The organism is Halegenticoccus soli, from assembly GCF_002844195.1.
GTDB lineage: Archaea > Halobacteriota > Halobacteria > Halobacteriales > Haloferacaceae > Halegenticoccus > Halegenticoccus soli.
Genome location: NZ_PEND01000011.1, coordinates 68,773 through 95,633 on the forward strand (window position 1 = coordinate 68,773; position 26,861 = coordinate 95,633).

Below are 26,861 nucleotides of genomic sequence, written 5' to 3' on the forward strand. Positions count from 1 at the left end.
ATGTCTCCCGAGGGGAGAGTACCGCTTCGAGCAATCGTTCATGTCACGTTGCAGGAGAGATGAACACTGGGAAGATTTCAGCTGGGGCTTTACGCTCGCCCTCTCAGAATAGGGAGGGCAAGACAAAGCACTGCAACTAGCGAAATCACCAACGTGGTATCTACGAAGTAAAGAATGAGTACCGCATGTCCGTCGGAAGCCCCTGTTTCGACTTGTAACAGGACCGCCGACGAACTAGACCCCCCGTTTTCGACTTATAACACAGCACTCGAATCACCTGCACCCCCCGTTTTCGAGTTGTAAAATCAGAAGAGGAAAGCCTGATTCAGCTGTTAGCTCGGAATTTCTTAACACACTCTCGAACGACGGCACCGATAGTCGCATCTTCGTGAGCTAGCTCAGCGAATCGGGAGTCCTCACGAATCGTCTCCATAATCGTTTCTGGATCCTCAGACAGGGAGAAGTACATATGCACCCCTCTCCCTCGGCCCTTCCCCCGACGCTCGAAGTCCAACACGCCATATGTACTTTGTTCAGTGACGTGGTTCACGAAGGTTTCGCGGCTATACTGATCCGCGTCCATCACCTCAGCGATGAATTGGTACGTCTTGAACGCGGGGCCTGCGGGGATCCACTCGGGGTTGTCTTTCGTATAGTGTGCGGTAGCTGCGACGGCATAGACAGAGAGTTTCTTCTGTGTCGAGATCCCGTTGATGTGTCGGAGTTTTCGATTTTCGGTATATTTCTCTTGGGCTTCGCGAACATCGGTTTCAGTGACGGTGTCTGAGCCACGCCGCTCAGCGAGTTCTCCAGCCCACCGAAGGAGATCAATTGCTTTCCGAGCATCGCCATGTGTCTGAGAACCAAATGCAGCAACAAGTGGGACGACGTCCTCTGCAAGAGAATTCGGCTTGAATGCATCGCGACGGTACTGGAGGATGCTGCGGAGTTGGGTTGCATCGTAGTCGTCAAAAAAGATATCGTCAGGATTGTAGGAGCTCTGAGCCCGGCTGTTGAGGTTCTTCATGAAATCGGCGTAGTTAGTGATGGTTGTGAGAGAGATAGGACCATCAAAATCGGCGAGTTTACGGGCTCGTGAGAGCTGGTAGATAAGAGAATTGTACTCAGCCTCCTGATACGGCCCTTCGAGTAGATCGATCTCGTCGAGGATGAAGATGACTCCGTCGTAGTATTCTCGCATGAGCTCGTAGAGCCGTTCGAGCTTCTGGTCTGTGGACACGCCCGTCTGAGGTACGCCGGGATCGACACCGAGATCGTCAGCAGCCGCTTTGACTAGCCGATACACCGCTCGGTCTGCGGTCTTCGGTCCCTCGCAGTTGATGGAAAGGACACCGAACGTTTTGTCCTGCGACTCACACAGTTCGACAATCTGTTTGCAGACCGCGTGGATAATGAGCGATTTGCCCGTTCCCGACGGACCACTCAGAAGCATATCCGGAATGCCTTCATTCTGGAGGACAGGTTTGAGATTGTCGACGACGCGACCCAGCTGCTCATCCCGACCGACGATGCGGTCCTCGTCGATGATAGTATCTGACCGGACGAGGTCCTTGTTGGCGAAAACACCACCTGAAGACTCAGTCTGAAGCCGTTCTCGAATTGAAATTCCGCCGTTGTCATCGGTTATGGCATTTTGATGGGTGTCCCCAGCATCAGAGGTGCTCCCAAAGGTGGTCTGTGATGTTGAGGGAGACTCTGAACGTGCATCCGTCGAGCCATGACTCTTAGCGGCCTCAGAATCAGCAGGCGTGATTTCCCGGCCCTGTTCGGGTTGGTCGTCCGAATTCTCTGTACGTCCCTCTCGGTCCATTATGAACCCTCTTGGACTCTGGCTATAAAAAAGTGAACCCTTGTGGAGTTGTAATCGGCCGAAAACAGCCTCGATAACAGCTACAGGCGCGCATCCGTGGATTCAGGAAAATACCGTTTTCGAAATCTATCATCCCCCCGTTTTCGAGTTGTAACTGAACCGCATGTAGGTCTCATCAGTTGATTTAATGTGTGGCCACCTCCCCGTTTTCGAGTTGTAACAAAGAACGGCTCAAAACCCAGGATAGGTAACTATGAACACCGTCCTATTCTGTAGACTATGAATTATCCTCCGAACGAGGTACATACCCCACAACACCCCTTTTTCGAGTTGTAAACATCGTAGTTGAAGAGACACAGAGGAATTCGTGAGAGACGCCGAATTTCGATGGTGATTCCAACTTTTCGACACGAAAGAGTCGTAACTCAGTGGAGGCATGCACTAACGCAACCCCCTCCCCCCTTTTTCGAGTTGTAAATCTTCTCGGTAGGGCTTGGCTGTGATGCAGTACGCTTCAGAACCGAGTCCACGAATATCGAGTTAGACTGCCTGAACTCGGCGAATTGTAAGGGGAAGTATCAACCTGAATCCACTCAAAGCCGTAAATCGAATGGCTTTTTTATTCATCTAGCATTGCTAGGTGAGGCTAACCAATAGAATCCAATACGGATATGGTAAGTTACTGACCTACATAAAATTTCCCGTTTCTAACTAGAAGTAAGAGGATCGGCCCTCTGAGGCTCCTACCGGTCCATATCGCCATAACCGATGGCTTCAGCGTCTACTTCCATGCTTGCCCCTCCCTTCTGTCCTGAGTTTACAACTCGAAAAAGGGGAGAGGGGGTTCGTCAAGCTACCACGATTGTAGGCGAGAACCAGCGCTTCCTAGTTGGTATACGGACGGGGGTCCGCTTAGCTGGACCGGGTACGCCGGTAGCTAGCTTGTCGTTCTCGTGAGTCTCCAATCTAGCTTGGCGCTCCAGGATTGAGCATATCAATGGAAGACAAGACAGTTTTATACAGCGGTGGGAGGGGAGGGGAGGGAGGCTCTGTTGAACCCCTCTCCGTGACAATTTGGCGAAGTCGGGCCGGATATAGAGCACGTATGCCAAGTTATGGGCTGTTGAACAGAGGTTCTCAAACCAGACGCTGTTGAGTGCCTGTAGTAGGTATTTATGGCCAGAGTACTACACTTCGGCCGATGGCTACTGAGGCGACCTTCACGGATCCTGCGGATCAATTTCCCCTCGGAACTGTCTTCCAGCAATTACCGAATGTAACGGTCACACTGGAGCGAATTATCCCTGCACAGGACATGGTCGTTCCATACTTTTGGGTGCGCGGGACTATCGTTGACGGTATCGAGAAGGCGTTTTCTGACCATCCAGGGGTGGTAGCTATTCGCCTTGTTGACTCTGTTGAGGACGAGTATCTGTTGCGTGTTGAGTGGGCACTGGAATACGCCGGCATTCTCAGCACGCTGGCGGCGACAGAGATCCCCCTTCTCACAGCCACTGGCACGAAACATCAATGGATATTTGAGGTACGTGGCGATGACCGAAGCGACATTGCGACCTTTCAGCAACGCTGTCGAGAGGTAGATATCCCAGTTACGTTGACGAAGCTGCACACGCTCACGCCGGTCGAAACGGAGACCGAGGCGGCACTCACCGACACACAACAGGAAGCGCTGGTTCTCGCCTACAATCGTGGCTACTTCAACTCTCCGCGCGAGGTGACGATGGAAGACCTCGGCGACGAGCTCGACATCTCTCAACAGGCTGTCTCGTCTCGACTCCGGCGCGGAATCAAACACATCCTCGGAAATACTCTTTCCGAGACGGAGCAACCGAATCGGTAGGTTGCTTAAAGGAGTGTTGTATAGTCAAAATCAATTCTGACCTTAGCTTGCGACGGAAATAGACGTACAATGCCCACTGGGGAGTACGAACGAAAGCTCGCCAAATGTATTGACTGTGATGCTGCGTATCCGGTTAAGAAATGGTCTGACGGGACAATTCAACCAATCGGGCGTGATACCTGTCAGTGTGGGTCAACAGAGTTTCGAGTCATCGAATATTCGCCCGAACCCGCTTTCCAAACAGAGAAAACCGAATAACAATCGAAATACACAAAGTCCCCGAGTGATCGAAGTGCTGCAGACGACGCGAACCATGTAAAGCTATGTACTGGACTCATCTTCTGTATTCAGCGTGCCATTCCTGCTGCGATTTGAGGGTTTCAACAGAGCCGGGAGGGAGTGAGTTTCGGCTCGTCCTCATCGATTCTTCCCTCCTATGAGCTGGAACCCCCGACTGAATTCACGGTTCTCACCCGCTTTTAATCGAATCTCTGCTTGAAATCCTCGGTGAACGTGGTACGTTGTTAGGTCAGGATGTGTTTGACCTCCTCCCACGACTGTAGTCGTGGGATTCCCACGAGCGAAGGCCCGTTGAGTTGAGATGTTTACGGTTTGCACACTGACGGGGTGCTGGCCGGGTCAAACGGCCGTTACACCTGTGCTTGAATCGTCCAGTCCCGTCGTTTCCTCGGGGGTTCGGACGATTGTCGGCGGATTCGGAGGTACTGAGGTCTTTAGCGTCGCTACCCGACGTGAGGTATCCCGAAGAGGTACCTTCGAGCCTCGGTCGGAGGGTCCGAATGTGTCCGATTGTCCCGGGATGGGCGCGGACGTGCCGCGTCGGATGCACAGAAAAACGCGCGGAGAGCACCTAAGGCATTCCCGCATAATGAAAGTAGACGATGACGGTGATTCATCCTACGACTTGAGTCGTGGGCTTTCTCGCCTGAATTCCTGTAAACCACCTCGCTCTACTCGCTTCCTCCCGCCTTGCGGCGGTCGGTCACTCCTTGAGAACGGGGCTTTCCCGCACCGACAGTGTCCCCCGCTACCCCCTGCATGGACGCGGCCCAGCTTCCTCTTCCCGTCCTTGCCTTCGGTGTAGGTGCAATGGCTGTTGCCTCCTACTCCGACCGAAGGCCAGGATCGTCTCGCCGATTCAATTCCCGATATCCTCACGCTCAAACCCAAGATGGGCGTGGATTCGAACCCGTTCGCCGTCGTCGTTCCTGAGTAGAGGGCGCGATACTCTCGCGCCACAGAAGCCAGCTTACTGGTGGCTCCTACTCTCCCGGACGTGTGCCGGGGGAGCAGTAACTCAGAATTGGCCGTAGATCGGCTTAATCCTTTACGAGATGCACTTCTCTCCTCCCTACTCACGTCTTCGGCCCTCGTTGAGAAAGGGAGCTCCGCGCTACCGATTGGCTGAATTTCCTATCGACCAATACTGTACAAACTCTGCACGTTGTGTATATTTTGTAAATTTTGTAGGGCGTTCTCGCCTGATGAGTTTTGTAGACTGTTTAGAACATCTGCATAATGTACATAATGTGAATTACTCAGCTAATCTGTCTGACGCAGAATTAAGAGGGACGGTTCAGTAACCGGGTATGAGTATGGCAAAACGCATATTATCTACAATTCGTGAACGATGCCCAGTGCCTTCACAACGTAGATTGTCCACAAAATGTACAAAATCTACGTATCAGAGGGGGGCTAACCGATGAGTGTCGAAACGTTCGAGGGCCTCCCAGGGGCAGCCGTATCGCTGCTCAAAGGAGGGGTGGGAAAGTCGACAATAGCACTCAACATCGCTGATCGGCTTGCGGCCCGGGGCAACGAGACTGTGCTGATTGATTTGGATAAAGACGGGCATATGACGACCCAGTTGGGCTACGACGACGCCTACGACCGGGAAGCAAACCTCGGAGATGCCCTTATCGACGGTGAAGACCCCCGTGAATTACTTCTCGAGACGGAGTTCGGCGTGCATCTCCTTCCTTCGAGCAACGACCTTGAGAACGTAGAAACACGATTGAAAGATGAACGATTCGCGGACGTGAAGCTCCGACGGAATGTCGTCGAGCCGCTCGTCGAGCAGGGTTTCGATTACGTCATTATTGACGCAGCAGGCGGTCGTGGCAAACTTTCTGATAACGCTCTCATCGCCGTACAACGGGTGATCATTCCATTGATCCCTCGTGCAGGCTCGATCAACGGCCTCAACAAAATGATTCGGCGTCAAATCGCCCCAATTCGAGAGAATATTGGCTTAGATATCCTCGCCGTCACCCCAAATATGGTTCGCGAAACAATGGGCCAGCGCAACGAGCATCGGACGCTCGTTGAGAATCTCAACCGAGAGTTTGATTCGTTTGTCCCTGAGTACGCACGAATCGACCCGGAGATCTTCGATGCACTCGATGATCCAGCACGAAGTGTCGATACCATTCCGAAGCCCGGCATCCGCGAACGGACCGCTATCTCTCGGGCCTTTAAGCAAGGTATGCCTGTCTCGGCATTCGACGAAGACTGCGATCAGATCTCTAACTTCGATCACTTAGCGGACCTCGTGGAGGACCACAGCCATGCCTAACGAGGACAATCGATTCGGCGATATCGCTGAACAGCTCCAACAAACAGAAGATAGAGAGCAAGCGAAGGACGGCGAAGATATCACCATAGCGGAAGACACTCAAGCGGCAACTACTACTGAATCTGTCGAGACCATCAACGAAGAGGGCGCTCCTCCCGCCACTCAGGAAATGGGTGACTCCGATGAGGAAGAGCCAGCCAGCGGACCGGCGTTCTCCTTTGATAAGACCAATATGCATGGATTCTATGTCCGTGAAGGAACGTGGAAGCGCGTCACGCGAATGCGGTCTTCGGTGACCGCTGCGTGCTCGATGTTCGATGTCTCTGAATTCGAAGGACGAGAGTTCCAAGATGCATGCCTCCAAGTGGTTGCCGACCACGGTGATGAGGTCGCCCTCCAAATTCTTCGAGAGCGAGGTGTCGAAGCGGATGAGGAACGTGTTCAGGAAATCGTTGAAATGTTGAACAGCCAAGTGATAGACGATTAGGTTAGTTAATTCGGCGCCATTATCTTCACTACCTACATTATACAAATTCTGTACAAAATGTACATTGTGTAGAGCTCAACTCTATCATGGCTGTTGGTTTCGCTAGGAGATTTGCCTGGCCGTCGATCCTTAGTTCTTAGAATCGTTGTTGGGCTTGGCAGCGAGGAACGCCCCACTCTCTTTGAAGTGCGCATGCATCTCGTCAGATCTACACTTAAGCTCATCCTTACTCACAGCCCGTTGCTCGGAGGTGTCATAAAGGCCCTCGTCGATATATTCGGAGGTGTCGATCGGCTCGCCCTCTTTGTAGGTGGTGGCCAAAAAGAACAGAGCCGACGGGTCAACGTCGCTGTCGAGTGGCTCTTGATATTTTTCTTGATTGGCATATTTCTCGTCGGGGGCGTCTGACGTGACGCTCGACGACTTGTCGAAGAGTGAGCTGTTCGCTTCGATTTCGTCTGGCTGCTTATCAGTCATGGCATCTCCTCAGAGTGAAAGTCATGGTTAGGCCGTCGATTGTGTGTCGCCGTCTGCGTCTTCAACCATCGCACGAGGGTCTTGCACCGTGAGATCGGGAACGGCCTCGAAATCCGAGTCGACGGCAACCACTGGGAGAGACGTGTCACGTGCAATCCCGCCGATGAGGATATCGACCACGTTGATAAGCTCGCCACGGGCGAGTAACGTCGCGCGTATCTGCACGGCTTCATGCGCTGTGGAGCGGCTGAATCGAGAATAGTTGTCCATTCGAGCGCTTTTGCCACCGTCCCGATCGCCTCTCCAGGCGCGTTCGAGCGGAGCGCTCCGGTGTACAGCTCATAGAGAACGAGTGTCGGGATGGCAAAGTCGGCATCAGATCGTTCTTCGAGAAAGGTTACGGTGTGTTCTTCACCGCGTAAATAGCCGACGAGAAAGCTACTGTCCAAACAAATCAGACGAGCGTCTCCGGGCGATTGGCAAGGTAATCGAAGACCGAGCCGAGCGAGAACCCGTAGGCGACGTGACCGAGCAGCGTGAGGAGGAGATAGAGCACGAGCGCGATCCCCGTCTGGTCGGAGTAGAAGGCCATGACGAAGCCAGTCCAGAGCACCATCCCGTACGGGATTCCCTTCGTGGCGTACTTCGTCCCGGGGAGGTACGACCCAATCGAGGCGAAGAGGAGCGGCCAGGTGACCATGCCGTTCAGTAGAAACAGGACGTAGCCGGCGGACACGGGATCCAACGGGATCAGGACGTTTACCCCGGTGAGTTCTGTGAGCGAGGCAAACGAGCTCACCTCGAACGCCCCGAGGGTCGCCGCGATCAGCAACACGACCGTCATGACGGTCGTTCCCACGAGGCCGCCGACCGCGCCGACGAACCCGTCGGTGACGATGCCGGTCAGGTGGTCGAAGTCGGGCTCCGCCACGTCCTCCGAGACCGTTTCCGTGATATCGATCTCTGCCTGGGTGTCATTGTCTACCATGATATTTACTCCGTCCAGCAGCGTCAAAAGCGTTCCCCAGCGCCGGAGCGCAACGGACCCCCTCCGCAATGAATAAGTACCCATAAAGATAATCAAAATTAATAGGGGACATGTGGTACCGATGCACACGGTAGGGTCGGTGGTCGCGGTCGTCCCGCTGCACGGAGAGGGCATTCTCCCGACGGGTACCAGAGCCGACGTGTTTCGGGAGATCTTCTGGGTGTTTCTGCTGCTCGGCACGCTCGTCGGCGTCGTCGTCATCGTCTACATGTTCTACAACGCGTACAAGTACAGAGACGGCGGGGCGCGAGCCGGCGCGGTGGACGGGCGCGAGCGCGGGGCGGCCGACGACCGGCCGACGCTCGGCGAACTCCCGACGGGCGGTGGCGGCGGACGGAAGCTCTTCCTTTCGTTCGCGCTGAGCACGGTGATCGTCATCTCGCTCATCGCCTGGACGTACGGAACGCTCCTCTACGTCGAGGCGGCCCCGACCGAGCAGGAGGACGACGTTCTCGAAATCCGCGTCGAGGCGTACCAGTTCGGCTGGGCGTTCACCTACCCGAACGGCCACACCGCCGACGGGACGCTCCGCGTTCCCCAAGGGGAGACGGTGGAACTCGTCGTGACCTCGCGCGACGTCTTCCACAATTTCGGGATCCCCGAGCTCAGGGTGAAAGCCGACGCGATCCCGGGGCAGACGACCACCGCGCGGTTCACGCCGAGCGAGACGGGGACGTATCAGGCGAACTGCTACGAGCTCTGCGGCGCGGGCCACTCGTACATGACGGCGGAAGTCGTCGTGATGGAGCCGGACGACTACGAGCGGTGGTACGAAAACACCGCGTCGAACTCCGAAACGCCGTCGAACGCCACCACCGCGAACTCCACTACCGCGAACGCCAGCGCATCGGTCGGGGGTGACAGGTGAACGAACCATGAACGACGAGACGCGACACCGAACGGAGCCGGACGGCGGACACACGACCGACGGTGGGCATGCGTCCGCCGGCGAACGCACGACTGACGGCGAACACGAAACTGACGGTGGGCGTGCGACCGACGGTGGGCACGCGACGGCGGGCGACGAGCTGGATCCGTCGCGGATTGACGGGCACGCCGACGCCGCCGAGGAGGCGTTCCCGCCCCTCGGATCGATAAAGCGCTGGTTCGTCACGACGAACCACAAGGATATCGGGATCCTGTACACGCTGACCGCGCTGTTCTTTCTCGTCTTCGGCGGCGTCCTCGCGCTGCTCATGCGGGTGCAGCTGTGGACGCCCGGCGGGAACTTTCTCTCTCCTCTGTCGTACAATCAGGCCGTCACGGCTCACGGCCTCCTCATGGTCTTCTGGTTCCTCTCGCCGTTCGCCTTCGGCTTCGCGAACTACGTCGTCCCACTCCAGATCGGCGCGAAGGACCTCGCGTTCCCGCGACTCAACGCGCTGAGCTACTGGTTGTACCTGTTTTCAGGAGTCCTCTTCGGCGTCTCGTTCTTCCAGGGGCAGTCGCTCGCCGGCGGGTGGACGATGTACGCTCCCCTCAACCTCCCGACGTACATGCCGAACGTCGGTGCGACGACCGCCATCCTGGCGTTGGTCCTGTTCGTGGCCTCCGTGACCGTCTCGTCGGTGAACTTCCTGACGACCATGCACCGGATGCGGGCGGAGGGGCTCACCTATTGGCGGCTGCCGCTTTTCACGTGGACGATCCTCCTGACGGTCTGGATGATGCTCTTCGCCTTCGCGGCTCTTCTCGCGGCGCTTTTGATCCTCACCTCGGATCGTCTCCTCGGGACCACCTACTTCGCCGCCGAGGGGAGCGGCTCGCTGCTCTGGGCGCACCTCTTCTGGTTTTTCGGCCACCCGGAGGTGTACATCGTCTTCTTCCCCGCGCTCGGCGTGATGGCCGAGACGTTCCAGACGTTCACCGGGCGGCGGCTCGTCGGTCGGAAGTGGTTCATCCTGGCGATGATCCTCGTCGCGGTTCAGAGCTTCGCGGTGTGGATGCACCACATGTTCCTCACGGGCATCAACCTCCAGGTCAAGACGCTGTTCATGGCGACCACGATCGGCATCTCGCTTCCCTTCGATCTCATGGTCTTCGCGCTCATCTACACCATGATCAAGGGGCGGATCCGGTTCACCACCCCGTTCTTGTTCTCGTTCGGCGCGCTCGTGCTGTTCATCATCGGGGGCATCACCGGCGTCTTCCTCGGCGCGATCGTCCTCGACTACGAGTTCAGGGGAACCTACTGGGTCGTCGCGCACTTCCACTACGTGATGGTCGGCGGCGTCACCGCCCTGATCGGCGGCCTCTACTACTGGTTCCCGAAGATGACCGGTCGGATGTACGACGAGTGGCTCGGGAAGGTCCACTTCGGGCTGTTTTTCGTCGGGTTCAACCTCCTGTACTTCCCGATGTTCCTCGCCTGGGAGACCCCGAGACGCGTCATCGAGTACGACCCGGCGTTCGTCACCTGGCACCAGCTCGCCACCGTCGGCGCGTTCGTGCTCGGCGCGTCGTTCCTCGTCATGTTCTGGAATCTCTCGCGGAGTCTGTTCGTCGGCGAGGAGGCCGGGGACAACCCGTGGGAGTTCGCGACCACCGCGGAGTGGGCGGTCCCGTCGCCTCCCCCGCTCGAGAACTTCCCCGGAACGCCCAGCTACGGGAGCGGATCGCTGCGCTTCCTCACGACCGAACGAGCCCTGACGCCCGGCGAAGGGTCGGGCGGCGCGCCGGGGGTCGCGGACGGCGGAACGACCGCCGCCGTCGGGGGGATCGATCACGACCTCGACTCGCGCGGTCTCGGCGGTCACGACCCCGATCGCAGTCACGACCCGAACCACGGCCACGAGAGTCACGCGAGCGTCTGGCCCTTCGTCGTCGGTCTCGCGTCGTTCGTCGTCTTCCTGGGCCTCTCCGGCTTCCGCGACGGGGGGCTCCCCCCGGGAATGGAGGGCGGCATCTACGCCGGCATCGCCGTCGTCGGCACCGCCTTCCTCGCCTTCGCGCTGGTCGGGATGGCGAGACAGCGGTTCCGCGGCCCGGCGGGTCCGTTCGGCGAGAGCTGGCCGTTCGACGGCGTCGAAAACACGAAACTCGGCGTCTGGATCTTCCTGGCGTCGGACGTCGTCCTCTTCGGGGCGTTCATCGGCGCGTACGTCTTCACCCGCGTCGCGCACGGCTGGGTCGACTGGCACGTCGTCCCGCACGATCCGACGCCCGGGCTGGTCAACACCTACCTCCTGCTCACGAGCAGCTTCAGCGTCGTCCTCGCGCTCGTCGCGGCCGAGAAGGGGAGTCGGTACGGGCTCCTCGCCGGGCTGACCGCCACGCTGGTACTGGGTGTGGGGTTCCTCGCGAACAAGGCGATCGAGTGGAACGAACTCTTCCACGAGGGGCTGACGCTCTCGAGCAGCGTCGAAACCTCGACGTTCTACCTCACGACGGGGTTGCACGGGGCGCACGTGCTCGTCGGCCTCCTGATCGTCCTCTACATGATGGGCAGGGCGGCCCGCGGCGCGTACCTCGACGACGAGCGGCCGGTGGAGTACTTCGGGCTCTACTGGCACTTCGTCGACATCGTCTGGCTGTTCCTCTTCCCGCTGTTCTACATCATATAGGTGACACCATGACGTCAACGAAACTGTACACGGCGATATACGTCGTCCTCTTCGCGATGGCGACGGCGCAGGTGCTGATCGAGTTCGCGGGGCTCGCCTACTGGGTCGGCGTAGCCGCGATACTGGCACTCTCGTCTCTCAAGGCGGTCATGGTCGCGGGGTACTACCAGCACCTCCGGTTCGAACCCCCCGCGATCTCGGCCGTCGTCCTCGTCGGCCTGCTCGCCGCGCTCGTGTTGACATTCGCCGCCGCGTACTCGATTCTCTGACAACGCCCCCGAACGTCGGAACCTTCCCTCGATTCAGGTCGAGGCCGCTCACGTTCGAGAACCGGGTCGCCAGTACAGGAGTCCGACGGCGAGGACGAACGCGGCGGTCGAGAGATCGACCGAGAGCGCGTCGATTCCCGTCGCGAGCGACGCGCCGCCGGCCGCGCCCGTCGCGAGTGACGCGACCAGCGGAAAACTGCATCCGAGGCACGACGCGAGGCCGAACGCGCCCCCGAGCGCGGTTCGACCCGCGTCGAGAACGGCCGCGTAGACGAGGTACGCGAGCGAGAGGTACCCGATAACGAGATACGGCACGAAGTAGACGTGTCCGACGCCGGGGACCGCGTAGGCGATCCTGGGCCCCCATCCGGGCGACGCCATCGCGAACTGGAATCCGACTACGTGCGCGTGATCGTGCCCGTGGTGGCCGAGCGAGATCCCGACGAGGCCCGCCAGGAAGGCGAGTATCAGGAAGTATCCCGCCGCGACACCGAGCGCCACCCACCGGTAGCGCCGCGAAGAACGCGGAGGGGCCGTCCTCGCGACCGCCCAGAGACCGACGTTGATCCAGACGAACGGGTAAAGCACGTACCGAAGGCTCGTCACCTCCGCCGACGTCAACCCGAAGTAACCGACGAGACCGAGCAGCTCGACGACGGCGACTCCAGCGATCCAGCGGCGGCTCCCGAGAGAGACCGCGTTCCGTCCTCGGGACGCGATCGCGCTCCGTCCGCCGGGCCCAATCGCGCCCCCGAGCCGATCCGAGAGCGCGCGTCGGATCGTCGACGCCTCCGCCGCGTCTCCGCTTCCCGAGCGGCGGAAAGCGCGACCGGACGACGACTCGGAACTATCTCTCACGGCGCTCTCTCCGGTTTCTCTCAACTCCCCACGGTGAGTTTCAGTACGACCGCGAGGACGAACAGCAGCCCGAGGACCCACACGCTCGCCGCGGCCGCCTGGGCGCTCTTCAACCCCCTGTACCTCGCCGAGCGATAGATGCCGAAGACGAGATACGCCGCCAGGACGGAAAGACCCACCCCCGCCAGCACGAAACCGACCGCTCCTTTGATCGACTCCGGCACCCCGGCGCCGCTGACGAAGAGAACCGCGGTCGCCGCCGAGACGAAAACGAGCAGGAGGAACCCGACGGTCCACGCCGTCGGACTCCCGGCGACTCGGGCGAGCGCATCGGACGTACTCCGCCGGTCGTCCACCCGATACTGACGCCACCCCCCTCCCCGGGCGAGGCTGACGGCGACGGCGAGCAGGAACAGCCCCATCAGGACGGTGCTGACGAAGTAGGCCAGTTGTGCCATCTGAGCGGTCCTCCTTTCTGAGTGTAGTTCATCATCGTGCGTTATAAATATTCGCGGCCGTCCGCGACTCCTCGCTCCTGACGATCCCGACGAAGCTCGTCGGGCCGCGGACCTCGCTTCCTGTCGTCCGTTCCGATTGTCCGCTCCCGCGGAATCATGTACGAAAGCTGAAAAGTTGATAACGCCGTAACGGGTTTCGATGGATATGAGAGAACCGCTCACCGACGACGCCCGCCGCGCGCTCGACGGGGGGCGCGAAACCGTGGGCGCCATGCTGCGGGCCGCTCGGGACGACCTCCGGAAGGTGTTCGCGGTCTTTCTCCTGGGCTTCCTCGGCACGTTCTACTCGCTTCGCCTCCACGGGTGGGAGTTCCTCAAGCGAGTGACGACCGCGGGGATGAGCGAGTGGGTCGGTTCGAACGTCGAATTCATCGCGCTCACGCCGTTCGATGTGATCCTGCTCCAGGCGAAGTTCGCGACGTTCGGCGGCGCGCTGCTCGCGCTCCCGGTTTTCGTCTACTTCGCGCGCGCCGCGCTCGACGCCCGCGGGCTGTGGCCCCGGTCGATCGTCGCCCGCCGGACGCTCGTCCCTCTCGCGTTCGCGTCGGCGGCGCTCTTCGCCCTCGGTGTGATCTACAGCTACCGCTTTTTCATCCCGCTGTTGTTCGAATTTCTCGCCGGGAACGCGCTGAGCGCGGGTTTCGAGCCGCAGTACTCGATCGTCCAGTGGGCGCAGTTCGTCCTCCTGTTGACAGTCACGTTCGGCGCGGCGGCCCAGCTCCCGCTCGTCATGACCGCCCTGTCGCACGCCGACGTCGTCCCCTACGCGACGTTTCGGCGGCGGTGGCGCCACGCCGTGGTCGCCATCGTCGTCGTCAGCTCGATGGCGAACGGCTCGCCGGACCCGTTCTCGATGTCGCTCGTCGCGCTCCCCCTCGTCGCCCTCTACGCGGTCGGGTTGGGCTGCTCGAAAGTCGCCACGGCGGCCGCCCGGAATCGGGGGCGGTTCGATCACCGGACGGCTCTCGGCGCTGCCCCGACACCCGCCACCGCGGGCGATCCGCAGGGCATCGACATCGCATCTCTCGACGCGGCGGGCGTTCGCGCGGCGCCGCCGGAGGCGTTCGACGCGCTCACGGAGGCGGCGGCGCTCTCCCACGCGGACGCCGCGCTCGGCGCGGGCGATCACGCGAAGGCCAGGGCCGTCCTCGACCGATTCGACGAGGCGCAGCTCCGGCGCGAAGTGCGGGAACGGAAAACGCCCGCGAATTCCGGAGCCGACGACGGAACGGCGGCGGATCCGACGGCCGGGGATTCCGACGCCGAGCGGTCGTTCCTCGACTCCCTCGCGGACGAGCGCGATCCGGACGATGTCGGGGGGTATTACGTGGACATCAAGTTCGTCCTCGACAGTATCACCTCGCGGAGCTTCCGCGTCGTCGGCGCGTTCATGCTGATCATGGGCGGCACGTTCACGTGGCTGTACTCGGGCGGCATCGGCGGCGTCAAGCGGGACTTCCTCGGGCGGTTGCCGCCGAGCGTCCACCCCGAGTCGCTCACGATCGTCACGCTCCACCCGGTCGAGGCGCTCGTGTTCGAGATGAAGTTCTCGCTCCTCGTCGCGCTCGTGGCGACGCTCCCGGTCGTCGCTTACTACGCCTGGCCGGCGCTGCGCGACCGCGGCTTCGTCCGCGGCCACCAGCGGATCATCTTCGGCTGGACGGCCGCGCTCGTCGCCGGGCTCGCCGGCGGGTTCGCGCTCGGGTATGCGTACGTGGCGCCGACGGTCGTCTCGTACCTCGTCGCCGACGCGATCCGCGCGGACATGATCATCAGCTACCGGATCTCGGACTTCTTCTGGCTGATCTTCTACACGACGGCGGGAATCGGTCTGCTCGCGGACGTGCCGGTGCTCATGATCCTGCTTAACACGGCCGGCGTCCCCTATCGGACGATGCGCGACCGCTGGCGCGAGGTCGCCGTCGCCCTCCTCCTGCTCGCCGCGTACTTCACTCCGGGCGGTGCCGTCACGATGTTCCTGGTGACGATCCCCCTCATGGTCGCCTACGGCGTCGGCCTCGTCGCCCTGTTCGTCTTCACCGTCGGCGGCCGCCGCGACCTCGTCGCCTTCGGGATCTCCAAGGGATGAAGGACCTCGTGCAGGACGCGCTCACTTGGAGAGAGCCGCGTTGAGAAACCGCGTGGCGATGACTCACTTGCGGATGGGAGCGCCCGCGACAGTGCCTCTCGTTCTCGGGGGGACTTCCTTGACGATGCTTTCGCCCACGTGCCGTAGACGCGGCTAGTCGGTTCTTTAACGGAGTATGCGACGCGATCACCCGCGGAGAGTTTGGCGGCATCAACACCGGGAGCAGGGTTCCCCTCTGCGGAAGTGGGCTCGTTCACGGAGGATTACTCCCCGCATTGAGCGGGGCGAACGATTCGGCGTGGTAGGCAGCCCGCCAGAGCTTGAGGACGGCGCGTGCGACAAGCTTCTCCCCGGAGTGTTTGATACGGGACTCTTCGACATCGTCTGGGTCGGACGATGCGTCCGGTGGTGGGTGATAGTGCTCGAGTCCGGGAACATGGACGTAGTCGCCGTTGTGAGGATGTTTCCCCCATCGGAAATTCACGTTGTGAGAATCCGTATAGTGGAACTTGTAGTCGTCCCGTGTTGTCCACTGGACGTCGATTCGGGCGGTGTCGGATCCACAGAGTCCCTCACTGAACGTAATTTCGAGCGTATGTGGATCGAGGTAGTCGTCCAGCTGTGCGGTTGCTAGTGGTTCCTCCGCGGTGAACACGTCGCGGATGGCGCGGAGGACTGGGCGATCTATCGGACCACGCAGGGAGTGCGCCTCCCTCCGCTCGGTGTCCGTGCCCATGTGTTATTGGGCGGGGACGCTTCCGTGAGACGGCTGTGTTTCGCCGTCGACGAAGCGTTCTGCGGTCGCGATCGAGAGCGCAGCGTTGGCGAACGCGAGGTTCCGGCGCGTAGTCTGCCATTCCTGGATCGTCTCGGGGTCGAGGTCCTCCGCGTCGGCGTCCTCAGAGAGGGTCTGATTGGTTCGTTCGATAGCGAACTCCTCTGGGGACTCGACGCCGTACCGCTCTTGGAAGTTGCGGATTTTGGTTCGCATTTCCGTGACGCGAGTGACCAGCTCGTCGGTCGAGACGTGCTCAAGGATGTCTGCGACCTGTTCGACGACGAGCGACTCAGATGAGCGTCGATAGATCGTCCCGCCGTGTTCGCCGGTGCCGGTCGTGACGAATCCTTCGTCAGCGAGCGCGGTGAGGTGTTTTCGCGCCGTCTTGGGGGAGGTACGGGCCTGCTCGGCGACGATGCCTGCGGAGACAGGAGTGTAGGTGTGGCTGATGATTTCTCGGACGCGCTCGTAGGGTGTTGTTTCGGCCTCCCAATCTTTCCCGACGGACTCGTTAACATCGGCGAATTCGTTCGGGTCGTGTGGGTCGGTCATAGTTCACCTACATGACCTGGGAGTATAGGTCTTTATCTTGGTAGCATATTCCCTATCCCTGGGAGTCATGGGTTCTGAAGGTGTGGTAGGGGGAAGCCCGGTAGCACCGGCTGTCTCCGATTTGACGCGTAACACAGTCAAAGTTGTCGAAGCGAGCGTACTAGAAAGCCGTTAGCTACGGCTCGGCGATCTCGTCGCCGTGCTAGGACCGCACGGTCGACGAACGTCGCCGCTGCATCGGCGTGGGTGTCCTCCGGGAGCGACTCGTCCGCGGTCCGGTTGCCCGCGTGCGGGGGTACGGTTTCGGCGTCATTTGTACTTCCCCGACGAGTCTCTATCCCACACGTCGCTACTGACAGACGCAGTGCTCAAGATACGCGGCCACGTAGGCGGATACAGTGATTCGGGATCTCATCACAGTTCTGTTCGGCGATCCGTTTGCCGTTATGAACACGATCGGCCTGATTGCGTTCGCATTCGTCGGATCGACGAAGGCAATCCGCGAGGAGTTCGATCTGTTCGGGATTACCGTCGTTGGTCTGGCGATGGCATTCGCTGGTGGAATGACGCGCGATCTCCTTGTGAGTCGAGTCCCACTAGCCCTTCAGTCACCGATCGAAATCAGTTTGGGGCTGCTCGGAGTCGGCTTAGCGATCGCGTTGAGCGCCGTCCTACCGTCTCCGGAGAACCATCCGATTACGCTCGTCTCGGACGCTATCGGGCTCGCTGCCTTTGCGACGACTGGTGCTATCGTCGCAACCGGGGCGAACGTTTCAGCGGTTGGCGTCGTCGCTATCGCGACGATCAACGCAGTGGGGGGTGGCGCAGTCGCAGATATTCTTCTCGATCGCTCTCCGTTCATCCTCTTTGACGATTTCTATGCGAGTTGTGCGGTGTTGGGCGGGAGTGCGTACCGGGTAGTGATGAGTCTGGGAGCTTCGGGGAGCACCGCTGCCGGAGCGTGTGCGGTAGTGTGCGTCGGGACGCGGTTAGCAGCGGTCACGTACGGCTGGAATCTCCCCACGATGCAGAAATTAGGGCTGATACGTAGCTGAACGACTGATAATGAGACGGACGCTCCCTACGTGAACCAGCTACTCTGAACAATGCCCGGACGTGGTGGCGAAATACTTACACATATCCGACTTCTTCGTATATACGTGAGTCTCGAATGAGTGTTTCGAACGACGCGCCGTTCTCTCGGAAACGCCTCCAGACCGTGTTCGAGCAACTAGCGAACGACCGGAAACTGGACATCCTGACGTACGCCGCCGAGCACGACCAGTTCTCCGTTGCCGACCTCAAGGAAGCGATAGGGATCCCGCATTCGACGGCCCACGAGTACTGCCGAGACCTACACGCAGCCGGACTGCTCCACCGCGAACAAGGCAAACCTGCGCGGTATTCCGCGGTCGAGTTCGATCTCCACCTCTCACTCGACGCGATAGCGAACGCCGTCGAAACCGAATCCGAAACACTCGGCTACATCACCGACACGTACGGGGACGACAGCATCGACGCCGTCATCGATATTTGGGAGCGAGTAGAAGGGGGTGAACTCACGTATCGGGAAGCGAGTGCTACGGTCGGCATGCAGCACGCTGATTTCCTCCGCGCCGCCGCTGAACTCGAACTCCTGGCGCGATGACGGAGATCGTGTTGGACGCGAACGCGGTCATCATGCATGGCCGCGCGTTTCCAGAGCGGGTACAAGCTGCGGTTGAAGCTGGCAAGACACTCGTGTTGCCGCAGTCGGTCAAAAAAGAACTCGTAGATGCGGTCCTCGACAATGATGCTACACCTTCGAATCATCGAACGTCTGCGCGGGATATCCAGAACTTGGTTGACGACGGATTCCTCGTACTTCGGTCGCCGAATTTCGACAGATACAGTGCTGTGATCGATGAGGCGAGACGGCGAATCGCCGACTCGGCGCTCCCAGAGCACGAAGTCCAAGCCGATCAGTACCTTCCTGCTATCGTGATCGAAGCTGCGAAAGACGATACAGTCATTCTCGTGACTGGTGACCGGAAACTCCGGTCGATAGTGCGCGACATCGCTGACCGAGAGGACGTGGGTGAGCGTGTGCGTTTGTGCGATCCACTCACCGTGTTATGATGTGAAATTTCTGACTATCAGTCTACCGCGGAGTGAAACGAAGGCATGCATCACAACCCAAACTCCGAAGCTGTGGCAACTTCCGGACCATCCAAAAGTTGAGACCGGAGTTCTCAATGCATATGATCATTAGATCGTTCACTGGTCATACTGGTCATTTGCAAAAACTAGCTAAGGATGGATAGTTGATGTCTCGAAAACTACGATGTGACCCGTCGTTCAAGCGCGAGCTTGAGCCCGAAGCCGATAAGCACGCTTCCGCTTACTGTCTGAAGGATCGTCTGTACGAGTTCGCGTTCGGTGATGGCTCGTCGAGCCCGCGCTGAGAAGATTGCTAAGAGTGCTTGATAGCAAAATCCGAGTGTCGCAAAGAGGACTCCGAATGTAAACAGCTGGATGGCGGTCGAACCACCTGGCTGAACAAACTGCGGGAGAAACGCAAGAAAGAATACTGCTACCTTCGGATTTAACACATTGATCATGAGCGCGCTTTTGAACGACTCCGTCGGCGTGAAGCTCGTACTCTCTGGTGTGATTTCGAACTCTTCTGAGCTTCTGAACGTTTGGACGCCAAGGTAGACCAAGTACGCTGCACCGACCAATTTGACGATGGTGTACGCAACAGCTGATGTTTGAAGAATAGCCGAGAGTCCGAGAACCGCCGCTGTCGTGTGGACGATGCTTCCAGTTGAGGATCCCAGTGCAGCAGTAACGCCGACGGTCCGGCCATCACTGATGCTTCGAGTCAGTGTATAGATGCTATCAGGCCCCGGTGAGATTATCAGCACCAGGGCTGCTGGGATGAATGCGAGAATGACGTTAAGTTCTAACACGAACCAAAAACCACTGATGAGTGGAATAAAACAACGGGTTGCCGTTATAGGTTGCCTCTTTTGCCTATTTAGTTGCAGATTCGACTGTTATATGTCAGTATACTTGTCTTCAGTGGACGGTTGAACAAATATCATAGAATAAGTCACTAGTACTCAGCAATGCCCTCTACACGAATATCTCGACGCGAGGTTTTTCGAACGATCGTAGCAACATCGTACCGCGGGTGGCCAGCCTACGATTCAACACCACTGTACGATCGGAGCTCGCTTGGTGCTCTCGAAGAGGATGTTCGGACCGCTGCTGAGGTCTGGTTCGAGCACGACGGTCACAAGTCAATCGAGCACTTCGTGTCTGATCTTCCACTGGCGTATGTCGAGTTCCACCCTCATGATCGGTACACAGAATCGACACGGTACAGTATGTCTCTGCTGATGCGGTTATTTTTGCTCAAAGAACTCCACGGATGGAACCACGAGACAGCACTCGTCGAGTACCTTCAGCAGCAGCCGTCTTTGTGCCAGCGGCTCGACATCGAGCCGGTACCCGATCAATCGACTCTGTGGCGGAGCTGGAACCGTCGGTTCACTACCGAGCTCAGAGATACGATCAAGACGGCTGCGCGGACGATCCTCCTCCAGGCAGATAGAGCAGGTGTGTCTGTCCCTCGAGAGCCACCAGACATGTGTCGTCGTCACCAGCAGAGAGACGAATCGGAATTTGACGAGCGGGCCGTGCTTGAGTGTGCGAAGAAGGTCACAGACCACGTCAGCCGAATCGTCTATCCAGGCTTTTCATTGGATCGGGGCGAAGGATGTGAGATCCACGAGCACGCGTTTTGGGATTTGCAGACCTATCTCGGGTTACGTGAGCGTCTGGCAGTGAATGAGGGTGCTCGAAGCTTTGTGTACGACTCACGGCGTGACCGAACCCCACTTGGACACGTTCACCGGAGCCATCTTCGTGACCTTTCTGTCGAACGGATTCGTGAGATGTACCACCAGTCCATCGACCGACTCTTAGAGCGAGTGACTAACACAGAGAAATTCCATCGAGCAGGAATCGTTGCAATTGACATCACCGAGGCCGATCCGTTTACAGGCGATAGAAGCGGTCATGAAGACGAGATCATCGGCACAAAAGAAGCGAATGACGAATACGCTTACCAGTGGGCGACAGTGCAGTTGGTCGGCAATGCGGTTCCACTGGTACTTGATGTGCGCCCAGTACGGAGGGGTGAGAGTCGATTGGAGATTGTTGAAGACCTATTAGATATGGCGCAAGAACATGTGCTCGTCGACAGCGTACTGATGGACCGTGAGTTCGACAGCCAGCATGTGCTGGAGATGATTGGCCAGCGGGGGCTGTCGTACGTCGTCCCGAAACGGATGCAGACCAGCGAGAAAGCCCAGGCAAAACGATTGCTCCAGTGCGATCAAGACTGATACGAAACAGACCGGAAGCTCCATCTTGGAAAGAATGAGTGGCATGAGACGACGCTGATCTACCGTCGGAAAGAAGACTCCGAGCACGACGATCACCGGCAGTATTCGGTGTTCATGACGAATCGGGGAAGTGGACACCTCACCGAGTACGGCTACCGCTGGGAGATCGAGAGTGGGTACAAGTCGATCAAGCGGTTCATGGCCGCGACGACGTCGAAGGATTTCGGGCTCCGGTTCTTCTACTTCGCATTCGCGTGCCTGTTGTGCTCTATCTGGCGAGCGGTTGATTTGCTCGTACAGGTCGAACTAACCGGCGAGTACGAGCATTCACCGATAGTGACAGCCGACAATACGCTCACGCTGCTGAAGAAGGAAACCGGAATCGGGTAGTAAAGCCCTCAGTCTGGGTTAGCATAGCGTTTGAGTGGCAACACTGTCGGAAGTCGTCGAAATTCGGCTATGGTGTTGGTATTTAGATAAGAATGCTCGACTGGAGACCAATCTGAAGCAGGTTCCGCTCGTCGATTCGGTCGAAACCACGCATCACAGCCCCGCTAAACCCGGTGTAGTCTCAACTTCCGGACCATCACATTAATATACCGATATGTGCTTTATCAACACTCAACTCGCCGCAGTCCTGCGATTTACGGCCTACCACCCGCCGCCGGCGACGCACTGTCGATTAGCCCAGAAACACGCAGTGGACTCGTCCGCCTCGGCACTGTACGGCGATCCGAACGGATGGATCCCGGCGATTCGGGGCGTAGATGCCCGAAACCGACCGCTTCGTCGATCGGCGTGCGCGTCCCGTTCGTCCGAGCAGTCGCGCATTCACCGACTCGTCAGCGGCACACTTCCACCGACCACCCGTTCACGCGTTTCGAGTGCTCCGGCCGTATATGAAAAAGCGCGCCAATCCCCTCCCCCGTCGTTCAAATGCTTCCTCGCATCGCTACGTCTACCTCGTGGGAGGGGACTGTCTCTCGTAGCGCGTCTCCGGTGTCGTTTGGCCCGCGGTCTCGCGACCGATACACTCGAACGACGGGGTCTGTATGGAAACGAATCCGAGCTCTTGAACGGGTGGCCCAGATCGACACGCTCCCTGCTCCAGTGGAAACGGAGTGTGACACAGCGAGAAGGCTGCGTTCTCGATTCGCACTCTTTTCGGCTCCCCCGTCGCCCCTCTCCCTCAGTACGTCTCCTCTGTTGTCCCCTCAATACGCTCTCACGCGGGACAGTCGCTTCGTCCCTCCTTCCACCGCGTGCGGCAGTCCTGATCGCAGAAGACGTACACCTGGTACGTCCCCGCCTCGTCCCGATCGGTCGCTGCGGGACGCCACTCGGTCGTGTTGACCACCGCTTCGCACGCGGCGCAGGTGTCGGTTCCGAAACTCCGCTGGCGTCGTGGGTTCTTCGCGTCGTTCATCTGTAGCGCCCGTCGCGGTGGATCCCGCCGCGACTCCGCCGCCGGCGCGCGGACGTCGACTCCGCTTCTCGCCGGCGCGTCGACCGCGTCTGGCCGCACCGCTTCGGGATAACTGCCGACCGGAGCCACATTAGGGCTTAACAGTATACAGCTACCCCCACCCTGTCCGATAGGGGTTAATCATATAAATCAACGCTCCGAGACCGGCTCTCCGTCGAAGAGGAGGGAGAACAGCTTCCGCTCTCCGGCGCGGATGTGGCGGTGGACGGTGGGTTGCGAAACGTCGAGCATCGCGGCGACGTCCTGCCCCGTGCTCTCCCGCGGCCACTCGAAGAAGCCGGCGAAGTACGCGGTTCGGAGCACCTCTTCCTGCCGCTCGGTGAGGCGCGCGTCGAACTCGGTCGCGAACTCCTGGGCGGTTCGAACCGGATCGTCGCGCTCGCGTCGAGCGACGAGTTCGGCGGTCCCGAAGTGCTGTCGGAACACGTCGACGAACGATCGGACCTCGGCTCGCTGCGGCACTCGGACGACGGCGCGTCCCTCGTTCTCGTCGAGGTCCACCCGCCGGGGAACCGCCCCCCGGTCGAGCAGCGACGCGAACACCGTCGGTTCCGAGAGCGTACACTCGAACAGGCTCTCGCCGTCGCGCTCGGCGACCTTCGTGAGCCGGTCGACGCCGACTGCGCGAGCCGCCCGGTCGGAAAGCGCCTCCGTCGCGCCGCCCCTGACGACGAAAAACAGGTGCAGGCGGTCGTCCGAGCGCTGGAGCAGGTGCTCGAACGCGAACTCCCCGCCGAGTTCGTCGACGAGCGCGAGCGGCTGGTCGATCGGATCTGCCACCCGGAATTCGAGCTCGACCGATCGGTTGCTCACGAGCGCCCGCTTCCGCTCGAGGGCGTTGAGCGCGTGTCCGATCGTCTCGCCGAGCTCCGCGAGCACCGTCTCCTCCATCGGGTTGAAGGCGTTCGGACGCCCGGCGTAGAGGTTCAACACGCCGTAGCGGGTTTCGCCGTAGACGAGCGGGACGGCGATGCTCGACCGGTACCCCCGCTTGAGCGCCTCCTCCCGCCACGGCTCGAACGGCGGGTCGCTGTGGATGTTGTTCTGGACCTGCGGGTCGTGCGTCCGGATCGCTCGGCCCGACGGCCCGCCGCCGGCCAGCCGCTCGTCCGCCGTCATGGTGATCGCCTTCAGGTACCCGCGCTCGACGCCCCCGAACGCGCGCGGGACGATCTCGTCCGTGACCGTGTCGTGGACGCCGATCCACGCGAACCGGTAGGGCTCGACGCTCGCGAGCCGGTCGCAGACGGCCTGTTCGATCTCCTCGCGGGTCGACGCCTGCGTCAACACCTGCGCGATCTCCCGTATCACGCCGTTCACCCGCTGGAGCCGTTCCAGCGCCTCGTTCTTCTCTTCGAGCGCGGCGGTTCGTTCGCGGAGCGTGTCCTCGCGGTCGGCCTGATCCAGCGCGGCGCGGACGCCCGCTGCCAGGATCTCGGCCAGCGACGCGTCCGTCTCGGAGTACGTGCCGGTCCCCTTCGCGGTCGTGACGAACACGCCGTGTCTCCCGAGCGGGACGAGCGCGGCGCCCGACGGTCGGTCCTCGTTTCCTCCGCCCGTTTCCCCGTTCCCGTCGCCCTCGCCCGCCTCGTGGACTCGCTCCGCCCTGTACACCGCGCGCTTGTCGCCGCTGCGGTCCCCTCCCTCGGGCACGCGGAGGTCGGTGTACACCCTCGGTTCGCCCTCCACGAACACCTGCCACGCGACGTCGTCGCCGCGCTCGTCGCGCAACGCCGCGCGCCGCCGCCCGTCGTCGGTGACGGGCCGCAGCAGCCCCGTTTCCTCGTCGTACAGTTCGACGCGGCTGTTCGGCAGGTCGAGTTTCTCCCGGGCCGCCTCTGCGGCGACTTCGCACACCTCGCCGCGCGTCTGCGCGTCCAACAGCGCGCGCATCGTGTCCGTGAGCGCCGCCAGTTTCTCCTCGCGGTGTTTCCGGGCGGTAACGTCCCTGAAGTACACCGAGAGCCCCGTCTCGGAGGGGTACGCGTGCACCCGGAACCAGGCGTCGAGCGGGGGGTAGTACTCCTCGAACGCGACCGCCTCCTGCGTCTCCATGGCCCGCTCGTACTCCCGCTGAAACGCGGTCCCGACCGCCTCCGGGTACATGTCCCAGACGAGGTTGCCGAGGAGTTCGGCCTCGGTGCCGTCGATGAGCTCCTCGGCCCGTTCGTTCACGTACGTGAACCGCCACTCGGCGTCCAGCGCGAAGAACGCGTCAGTGACCCGTTCGAGCACGCCGTCGAGTTCGCTCCGCAGGCGCTCGCGCTCGCTGACGTCGCGCACGACGCCGGTGACGTAGCGCCGTCCCTCGTGTGCGAACTCGCTGAACGAGACGCTGAGCGGCACCTCGGTGCCGTCCTTCCGGACGCCGGTCACCGCTACGTTCTCCCAGTTCAGTCGCCGCTCGCCCGAAGACAGGTAGCGTCGAAACGCGGCGTCGTGGCGGGATCGAGACACCGCCGGTATCAGCGCCGTCAGCGGCCGGCCGACGAGCTCTTCGGGACCGTACCCGAGTGTCTCCTCGAGGGCCGCGTTCGCGTACCTGATCGTTCCGCTCTCGTCGACGGTGACGATCGCGTCCGACATCGTCTCCGTCAGCGCCCGCAGGTACCCGTCGCTCGGCTCGGCGTTCCGCCCGCGGGCCCTCTCGACGGACGCTCGTATCTGCCCCGCCAACGCGTGCGCCCGCTCGGTCTCCGCGCGCTGAACGTACCCGTCCGCGCCGGCGTCGTAGATCTCCCGGGCGGGTGCGTCCGCCCCCCGCTCCGCGACCGCGATCAGCGGCACGTCGTCGCCGCCCTCGCGGACGGCCGCGAACAGCCGGGGGGCTGTCTCGTCCGGGAGTTCCGTCGCGCCCACGACGCAGTCGACGGGTTCCCGGCTGAGCAGCGCGCGCGCGGACGCTCCGTCGGAGCGGCGCGTGACCGAGAGCTCCGGGTACTCCTCGTCGAACACGGCCTTCGTCCGGGCGAAGTGATCGTCGTTCGGTGTGACGTACAGCAGGCGGACCGGGTCAGCCATCCGTCCATCGAATCGGCCCGCCCGTATTTAACGAGTCCGTCGGGCCGGCGGGGCGTCAGCGATGACGCCCCACGGTCGGCCTCGAAAGCCGCCGAAACTGGCCGACGACGGCTTCGTCGCCTACGATCGAGACCACAACGTCGTTTCGCCGAGCGCGCGTCTCCCCGCGGTCGAACCTCATCCCGCGCGGTCGACCTCCGTCTCCTCGCGGCCGTCTCCCGTCCGTCCGGATCCGAGCGGGTCCCGCACAGACGCTCGCTCGGAAGTCCGGCGGCTGTCGCCGACGCCTCGGGGACCGCGAAAAGTGTCCAAGATCTGAATATAATCGCACCAACTGCTCCGCTGGGCTGATCGACGCGAGTCGGCGGATCGACGGATGATCCGATAGTCGCCGTTTCAGCCCTCGAAATCGCGGTTCTCCGTCCGCTCACGCGAAAATTTCTCATCGTATCTTCTTAGGTTAAGTACTGAGAAGACTAGACTTACTCCCCCGTCCGCTTCCCCCGCTAGAGACGGAATGACGATGCTAACTTCAATTAATCTACGAAATACAATGACGGAAAGACTCTCTGGTTCTAATGAAATTCGATCCGGCCAACGGATCGGATTCCATCGGCTGTAGAGACCTTCCAACGATTGCGGACGACTGAACGCGGAACGCGAACACACCCAATGACGAAAGACACGAACGAAGCGGGAGAGAGTACGGGACCGGGGGCGACCTGGTCGCGGCGCAGTTTCCTTCAAACGACCGGAGCGGGATCGCTCGCGCTCGGAAGCGGCGTGACCCGGGCGGCGGACGGGAGAGCCGACCTGGGCGCGGCGGCGAACGGAGACGTGCAGGACACGGCCATCCAGATCGGTCCGAAGCTGAATCTCGGCGGTCGGCTTATCGTCGGGAAGGGGCTCGCCTACGAGACGATCGAGGCCGCCTGGAACGACGCGCAGGACGGCGACAAGGTCTACGTCCACTCGTCGTACGACGCCCAGGAGGCGGGCGAGCAGTTCCCGATCGTCCTCGACAACCGGGTCA

22 protein-coding genes and 2 pseudogenes are annotated in these 26,861 nt (G+C 60.4%); 12 read left to right on the forward strand and 12 right to left on the reverse strand.

The window, feature by feature from the left end; genetic code table 11:
- Positions 1 to 325 precede the first annotated feature (325 nt).
- The gene (locus tag CNO20_RS21675) at positions 326 to 1,831 is read right to left on the reverse strand and encodes a Cdc6/Cdc18 family protein (RefSeq protein ID WP_101298293.1); all 1,506 of its coding nucleotides are present in this window, start codon (positions 1,829 to 1,831) and stop codon (positions 326 to 328) included.
- A 1,201-nt stretch (positions 1,832 to 3,032) separates the two neighbouring features.
- Between CNO20_RS21675 and CNO20_RS21680 the strand changes: the two genes are divergently transcribed.
- From CNO20_RS21680 to CNO20_RS21695, 3 genes are all read left to right on the forward strand, one after another.
- Positions 3,033 to 3,692: a helix-turn-helix domain-containing protein gene (locus CNO20_RS21680; protein ID WP_101298294.1), complete on the forward strand. Its 660-nt coding sequence runs from the start codon at positions 3,033 to 3,035 to the stop codon at positions 3,690 to 3,692.
- A 1,723-nt stretch (positions 3,693 to 5,415) separates the two neighbouring features.
- Positions 5,416 to 6,288, forward strand: a complete 873-nt coding sequence (locus CNO20_RS21690; RefSeq protein WP_101298296.1) for a ParA family protein — start codon at positions 5,416 to 5,418, stop codon at positions 6,286 to 6,288.
- Positions 6,281 to 6,775 (forward strand): DUF7970 domain-containing protein, encoded by a 495-nt coding sequence (locus CNO20_RS21695; protein WP_101298297.1) that lies wholly within the window; start codon positions 6,281 to 6,283, stop codon positions 6,773 to 6,775. The genes CNO20_RS21690 and CNO20_RS21695 overlap by 8 nt, the downstream gene beginning before the upstream one ends.
- Positions 6,776 to 6,904: 129 nt before the next feature.
- On the opposite strand, the gene CNO20_RS21700 is transcribed toward CNO20_RS21695, so the two are convergent.
- From CNO20_RS21700 to CNO20_RS21710, 4 genes and pseudogenes are all read right to left on the reverse strand, one after another.
- The gene (locus CNO20_RS21700; RefSeq protein WP_101298298.1) at positions 6,905 to 7,252 is read right to left on the reverse strand and encodes a hypothetical protein; all 348 of its coding nucleotides are present in this window, start codon (positions 7,250 to 7,252) and stop codon (positions 6,905 to 6,907) included.
- Positions 7,253 to 7,279: 27 nt separating this feature from the next.
- Positions 7,280 to 7,432 carry a PIN domain-containing protein gene (locus tag CNO20_RS23995; RefSeq protein ID WP_233204284.1) on the reverse strand — a complete coding sequence of 51 codons (153 nt, stop codon included), beginning with the start codon at positions 7,430 to 7,432 and terminating at the stop codon, positions 7,280 to 7,282.
- Between the two features lie 110 nt (positions 7,433 to 7,542).
- Positions 7,543 to 7,701: pseudogene (locus tag CNO20_RS24475) on the reverse strand (PIN domain-containing protein); the annotation flags it as partial.
- A gap of 5 nt (positions 7,702 to 7,706) precedes the next feature.
- On the reverse strand, positions 7,707 to 8,240 hold the full coding sequence (locus CNO20_RS21710) for a DUF6789 family protein (protein ID WP_101298300.1): 534 nt from the start codon (positions 8,238 to 8,240) through the stop codon (positions 7,707 to 7,709).
- 121 nt (positions 8,241 to 8,361) lie between these two features.
- Between CNO20_RS21710 and coxB the strand changes: the two genes are divergently transcribed.
- The 3 genes from coxB to CNO20_RS21725 are packed head-to-tail and all read left to right on the forward strand — an operon-like array spanning position 8,362 to position 12,132.
- Complete coding sequence (gene coxB, locus CNO20_RS21715) at positions 8,362 to 9,168, forward strand: cytochrome c oxidase subunit II (RefSeq protein ID WP_101298301.1); 807 nt, start codon at positions 8,362 to 8,364, stop codon at positions 9,166 to 9,168.
- A 7-nt stretch (positions 9,169 to 9,175) separates the two neighbouring features.
- The gene (locus tag CNO20_RS21720) at positions 9,176 to 11,863 is read left to right on the forward strand and encodes a cbb3-type cytochrome c oxidase subunit I (protein WP_101298302.1); all 2,688 of its coding nucleotides are present in this window, start codon (positions 9,176 to 9,178) and stop codon (positions 11,861 to 11,863) included.
- Positions 11,864 to 11,871: 8 nt separating this feature from the next.
- The gene (locus CNO20_RS21725) at positions 11,872 to 12,132 is read left to right on the forward strand and encodes a cytochrome C oxidase subunit IV family protein (RefSeq protein WP_101298303.1); all 261 of its coding nucleotides are present in this window, start codon (positions 11,872 to 11,874) and stop codon (positions 12,130 to 12,132) included.
- A 48-nt stretch (positions 12,133 to 12,180) separates the two neighbouring features.
- On the opposite strand, the gene CNO20_RS21730 is transcribed toward CNO20_RS21725, so the two are convergent.
- Both CNO20_RS21730 and CNO20_RS21735 read right to left on the reverse strand, forming a co-directional pair.
- Entirely contained in the window at positions 12,181 to 12,990 is an 810-nt protein-coding gene (locus CNO20_RS21730; protein ID WP_143423320.1) for a DUF7546 family protein, read from the reverse strand.
- Between the two features lie 20 nt (positions 12,991 to 13,010).
- Positions 13,011 to 13,448, reverse strand: coding sequence for a hypothetical protein (locus tag CNO20_RS21735; protein WP_101298305.1), 438 nt, complete (start codon positions 13,446 to 13,448; stop codon positions 13,011 to 13,013).
- A 205-nt stretch (positions 13,449 to 13,653) separates the two neighbouring features.
- Here CNO20_RS21735 and tatC point away from each other — a divergent pair, with 205 nt between their 5' ends.
- Positions 13,654 to 15,597 (forward strand): twin-arginine translocase subunit TatC, encoded by a 1,944-nt coding sequence (gene tatC, locus CNO20_RS21740; RefSeq protein ID WP_101298306.1) that lies wholly within the window; start codon positions 13,654 to 13,656, stop codon positions 15,595 to 15,597.
- A 253-nt stretch (positions 15,598 to 15,850) separates the two neighbouring features.
- Here the strand turns inward: tatC and CNO20_RS21745 are convergent, their stop codons facing one another.
- A complete protein-coding gene (locus tag CNO20_RS21745; RefSeq protein ID WP_101298307.1) occupies positions 15,851 to 16,333 on the reverse strand; it encodes a toxin-antitoxin system TumE family protein in 483 nt (160 codons plus the stop codon).
- 3 nt (positions 16,334 to 16,336) lie between these two features.
- On the reverse strand, positions 16,337 to 16,927 hold the full coding sequence (locus tag CNO20_RS21750) for a DUF7342 family protein (protein WP_101298308.1): 591 nt from the start codon (positions 16,925 to 16,927) through the stop codon (positions 16,337 to 16,339).
- Positions 16,928 to 17,325: 398 nt separating this feature from the next.
- Between CNO20_RS21750 and CNO20_RS21755 the strand changes: the two genes are divergently transcribed.
- The 3 genes from CNO20_RS21755 to CNO20_RS21765 all read left to right on the forward strand — a co-directional run bounded on the left by CNO20_RS21755 (position 17,326) and on the right by CNO20_RS21765 (position 19,045).
- The gene (locus CNO20_RS21755; protein ID WP_101298309.1) at positions 17,326 to 17,982 is read left to right on the forward strand and encodes a trimeric intracellular cation channel family protein; all 657 of its coding nucleotides are present in this window, start codon (positions 17,326 to 17,328) and stop codon (positions 17,980 to 17,982) included.
- A 116-nt stretch (positions 17,983 to 18,098) separates the two neighbouring features.
- Positions 18,099 to 18,575, forward strand: coding sequence for a helix-turn-helix domain-containing protein (locus CNO20_RS21760; protein ID WP_101298310.1), 477 nt, complete (start codon positions 18,099 to 18,101; stop codon positions 18,573 to 18,575).
- On the forward strand, positions 18,572 to 19,045 hold the full coding sequence (locus CNO20_RS21765) for a PIN domain-containing protein (RefSeq protein WP_101298311.1): 474 nt from the start codon (positions 18,572 to 18,574) through the stop codon (positions 19,043 to 19,045). The genes CNO20_RS21760 and CNO20_RS21765 overlap by 4 nt, the downstream gene beginning before the upstream one ends.
- A gap of 200 nt (positions 19,046 to 19,245) precedes the next feature.
- On the opposite strand, the gene CNO20_RS21770 is transcribed toward CNO20_RS21765, so the two are convergent.
- Positions 19,246 to 19,878, reverse strand: a complete 633-nt coding sequence (locus tag CNO20_RS21770) for a LysE family translocator (protein WP_101298312.1) — start codon at positions 19,876 to 19,878, stop codon at positions 19,246 to 19,248.
- A gap of 159 nt (positions 19,879 to 20,037) precedes the next feature.
- On the opposite strand from CNO20_RS21770, the pseudogene CNO20_RS21775 reads away from it, so the two are divergent.
- Positions 20,038 to 21,711 (forward strand): annotated as a pseudogene (locus CNO20_RS21775) (transposase).
- Positions 21,712 to 22,546: 835 nt separating this feature from the next.
- Here CNO20_RS21775 and CNO20_RS21780 read toward each other — a convergent pair.
- Together CNO20_RS21780 and CNO20_RS21785 are read right to left on the reverse strand one after the other, a co-directional pair.
- Entirely contained in the window at positions 22,547 to 22,747 is a 201-nt protein-coding gene (locus CNO20_RS21780) for a DUF7576 family protein (RefSeq protein WP_143423321.1), read from the reverse strand.
- Positions 22,748 to 22,936: 189 nt separating this feature from the next.
- Complete coding sequence (locus tag CNO20_RS21785; protein ID WP_101298314.1) at positions 22,937 to 25,828, reverse strand: bacterio-opsin activator domain-containing protein; 2,892 nt, start codon at positions 25,826 to 25,828, stop codon at positions 22,937 to 22,939.
- 672 nt (positions 25,829 to 26,500) lie between these two features.
- Here CNO20_RS21785 and CNO20_RS21790 point away from each other — a divergent pair.
- Positions 26,501 to 26,861, forward strand: a 361-nt coding sequence (locus tag CNO20_RS21790; RefSeq protein ID WP_143423322.1) for a twin-arginine translocation signal domain-containing protein, incomplete at its 3' end; no start/stop codon positions are given.

Excerpts from the sequence above, each read along its gene's own strand:
- CNO20_RS21690 (WP_101298296.1), top strand. The coding sequence starts at position 5,416 with ATGAGTGTCGAAACGTTCGAGGGCCTCCCAGGGGCAGCCGTATCGCTG.
- CNO20_RS21725 (WP_101298303.1), top strand. The coding sequence starts at position 11,872 with ATGACGTCAACGAAACTGTACACGGCGATATACGTCGTCCTCTTCGCG.
- CNO20_RS21735 (WP_101298305.1), bottom strand. The coding sequence starts at position 13,448 with ATGGCACAACTGGCCTACTTCGTCAGCACCGTCCTGATGGGGCTGTTC.
- CNO20_RS21675 (WP_101298293.1), bottom strand. The coding sequence starts at position 1,831 with ATGGACCGAGAGGGACGTACAGAGAATTCGGACGACCAACCCGAACAG.
- CNO20_RS21700 (WP_101298298.1), bottom strand. The coding sequence starts at position 7,252 with ATGACTGATAAGCAGCCAGACGAAATCGAAGCGAACAGCTCACTCTTC.
- CNO20_RS21785 (WP_101298314.1), bottom strand. The coding sequence starts at position 25,828 with ATGGCTGACCCGGTCCGCCTGCTGTACGTCACACCGAACGACGATCAC.
- CNO20_RS21765 (WP_101298311.1), top strand. The coding sequence starts at position 18,572 with ATGACGGAGATCGTGTTGGACGCGAACGCGGTCATCATGCATGGCCGC.
- CNO20_RS21720 (WP_101298302.1), top strand. The coding sequence starts at position 9,176 with ATGAACGACGAGACGCGACACCGAACGGAGCCGGACGGCGGACACACG.
- CNO20_RS21710 (WP_101298300.1), bottom strand. The coding sequence starts at position 8,240 with ATGGTAGACAATGACACCCAGGCAGAGATCGATATCACGGAAACGGTC.
- coxB (WP_101298301.1), top strand. The coding sequence starts at position 8,362 with ATGCACACGGTAGGGTCGGTGGTCGCGGTCGTCCCGCTGCACGGAGAG.
- CNO20_RS21760 (WP_101298310.1), top strand. The coding sequence starts at position 18,099 with ATGAGTGTTTCGAACGACGCGCCGTTCTCTCGGAAACGCCTCCAGACC.
- CNO20_RS21745 (WP_101298307.1), bottom strand. The coding sequence starts at position 16,333 with ATGGGCACGGACACCGAGCGGAGGGAGGCGCACTCCCTGCGTGGTCCG.
- CNO20_RS21780 (WP_143423321.1), bottom strand. The coding sequence starts at position 22,747 with ATGAACGACGCGAAGAACCCACGACGCCAGCGGAGTTTCGGAACCGAC.
- CNO20_RS21695 (WP_101298297.1), top strand. The coding sequence starts at position 6,281 with ATGCCTAACGAGGACAATCGATTCGGCGATATCGCTGAACAGCTCCAA.
- CNO20_RS21750 (WP_101298308.1), bottom strand. The coding sequence starts at position 16,927 with ATGACCGACCCACACGACCCGAACGAATTCGCCGATGTTAACGAGTCC.
- tatC (WP_101298306.1), top strand. The coding sequence starts at position 13,654 with ATGAGAGAACCGCTCACCGACGACGCCCGCCGCGCGCTCGACGGGGGG.
- CNO20_RS21680 (WP_101298294.1), top strand. The coding sequence starts at position 3,033 with ATGGCTACTGAGGCGACCTTCACGGATCCTGCGGATCAATTTCCCCTC.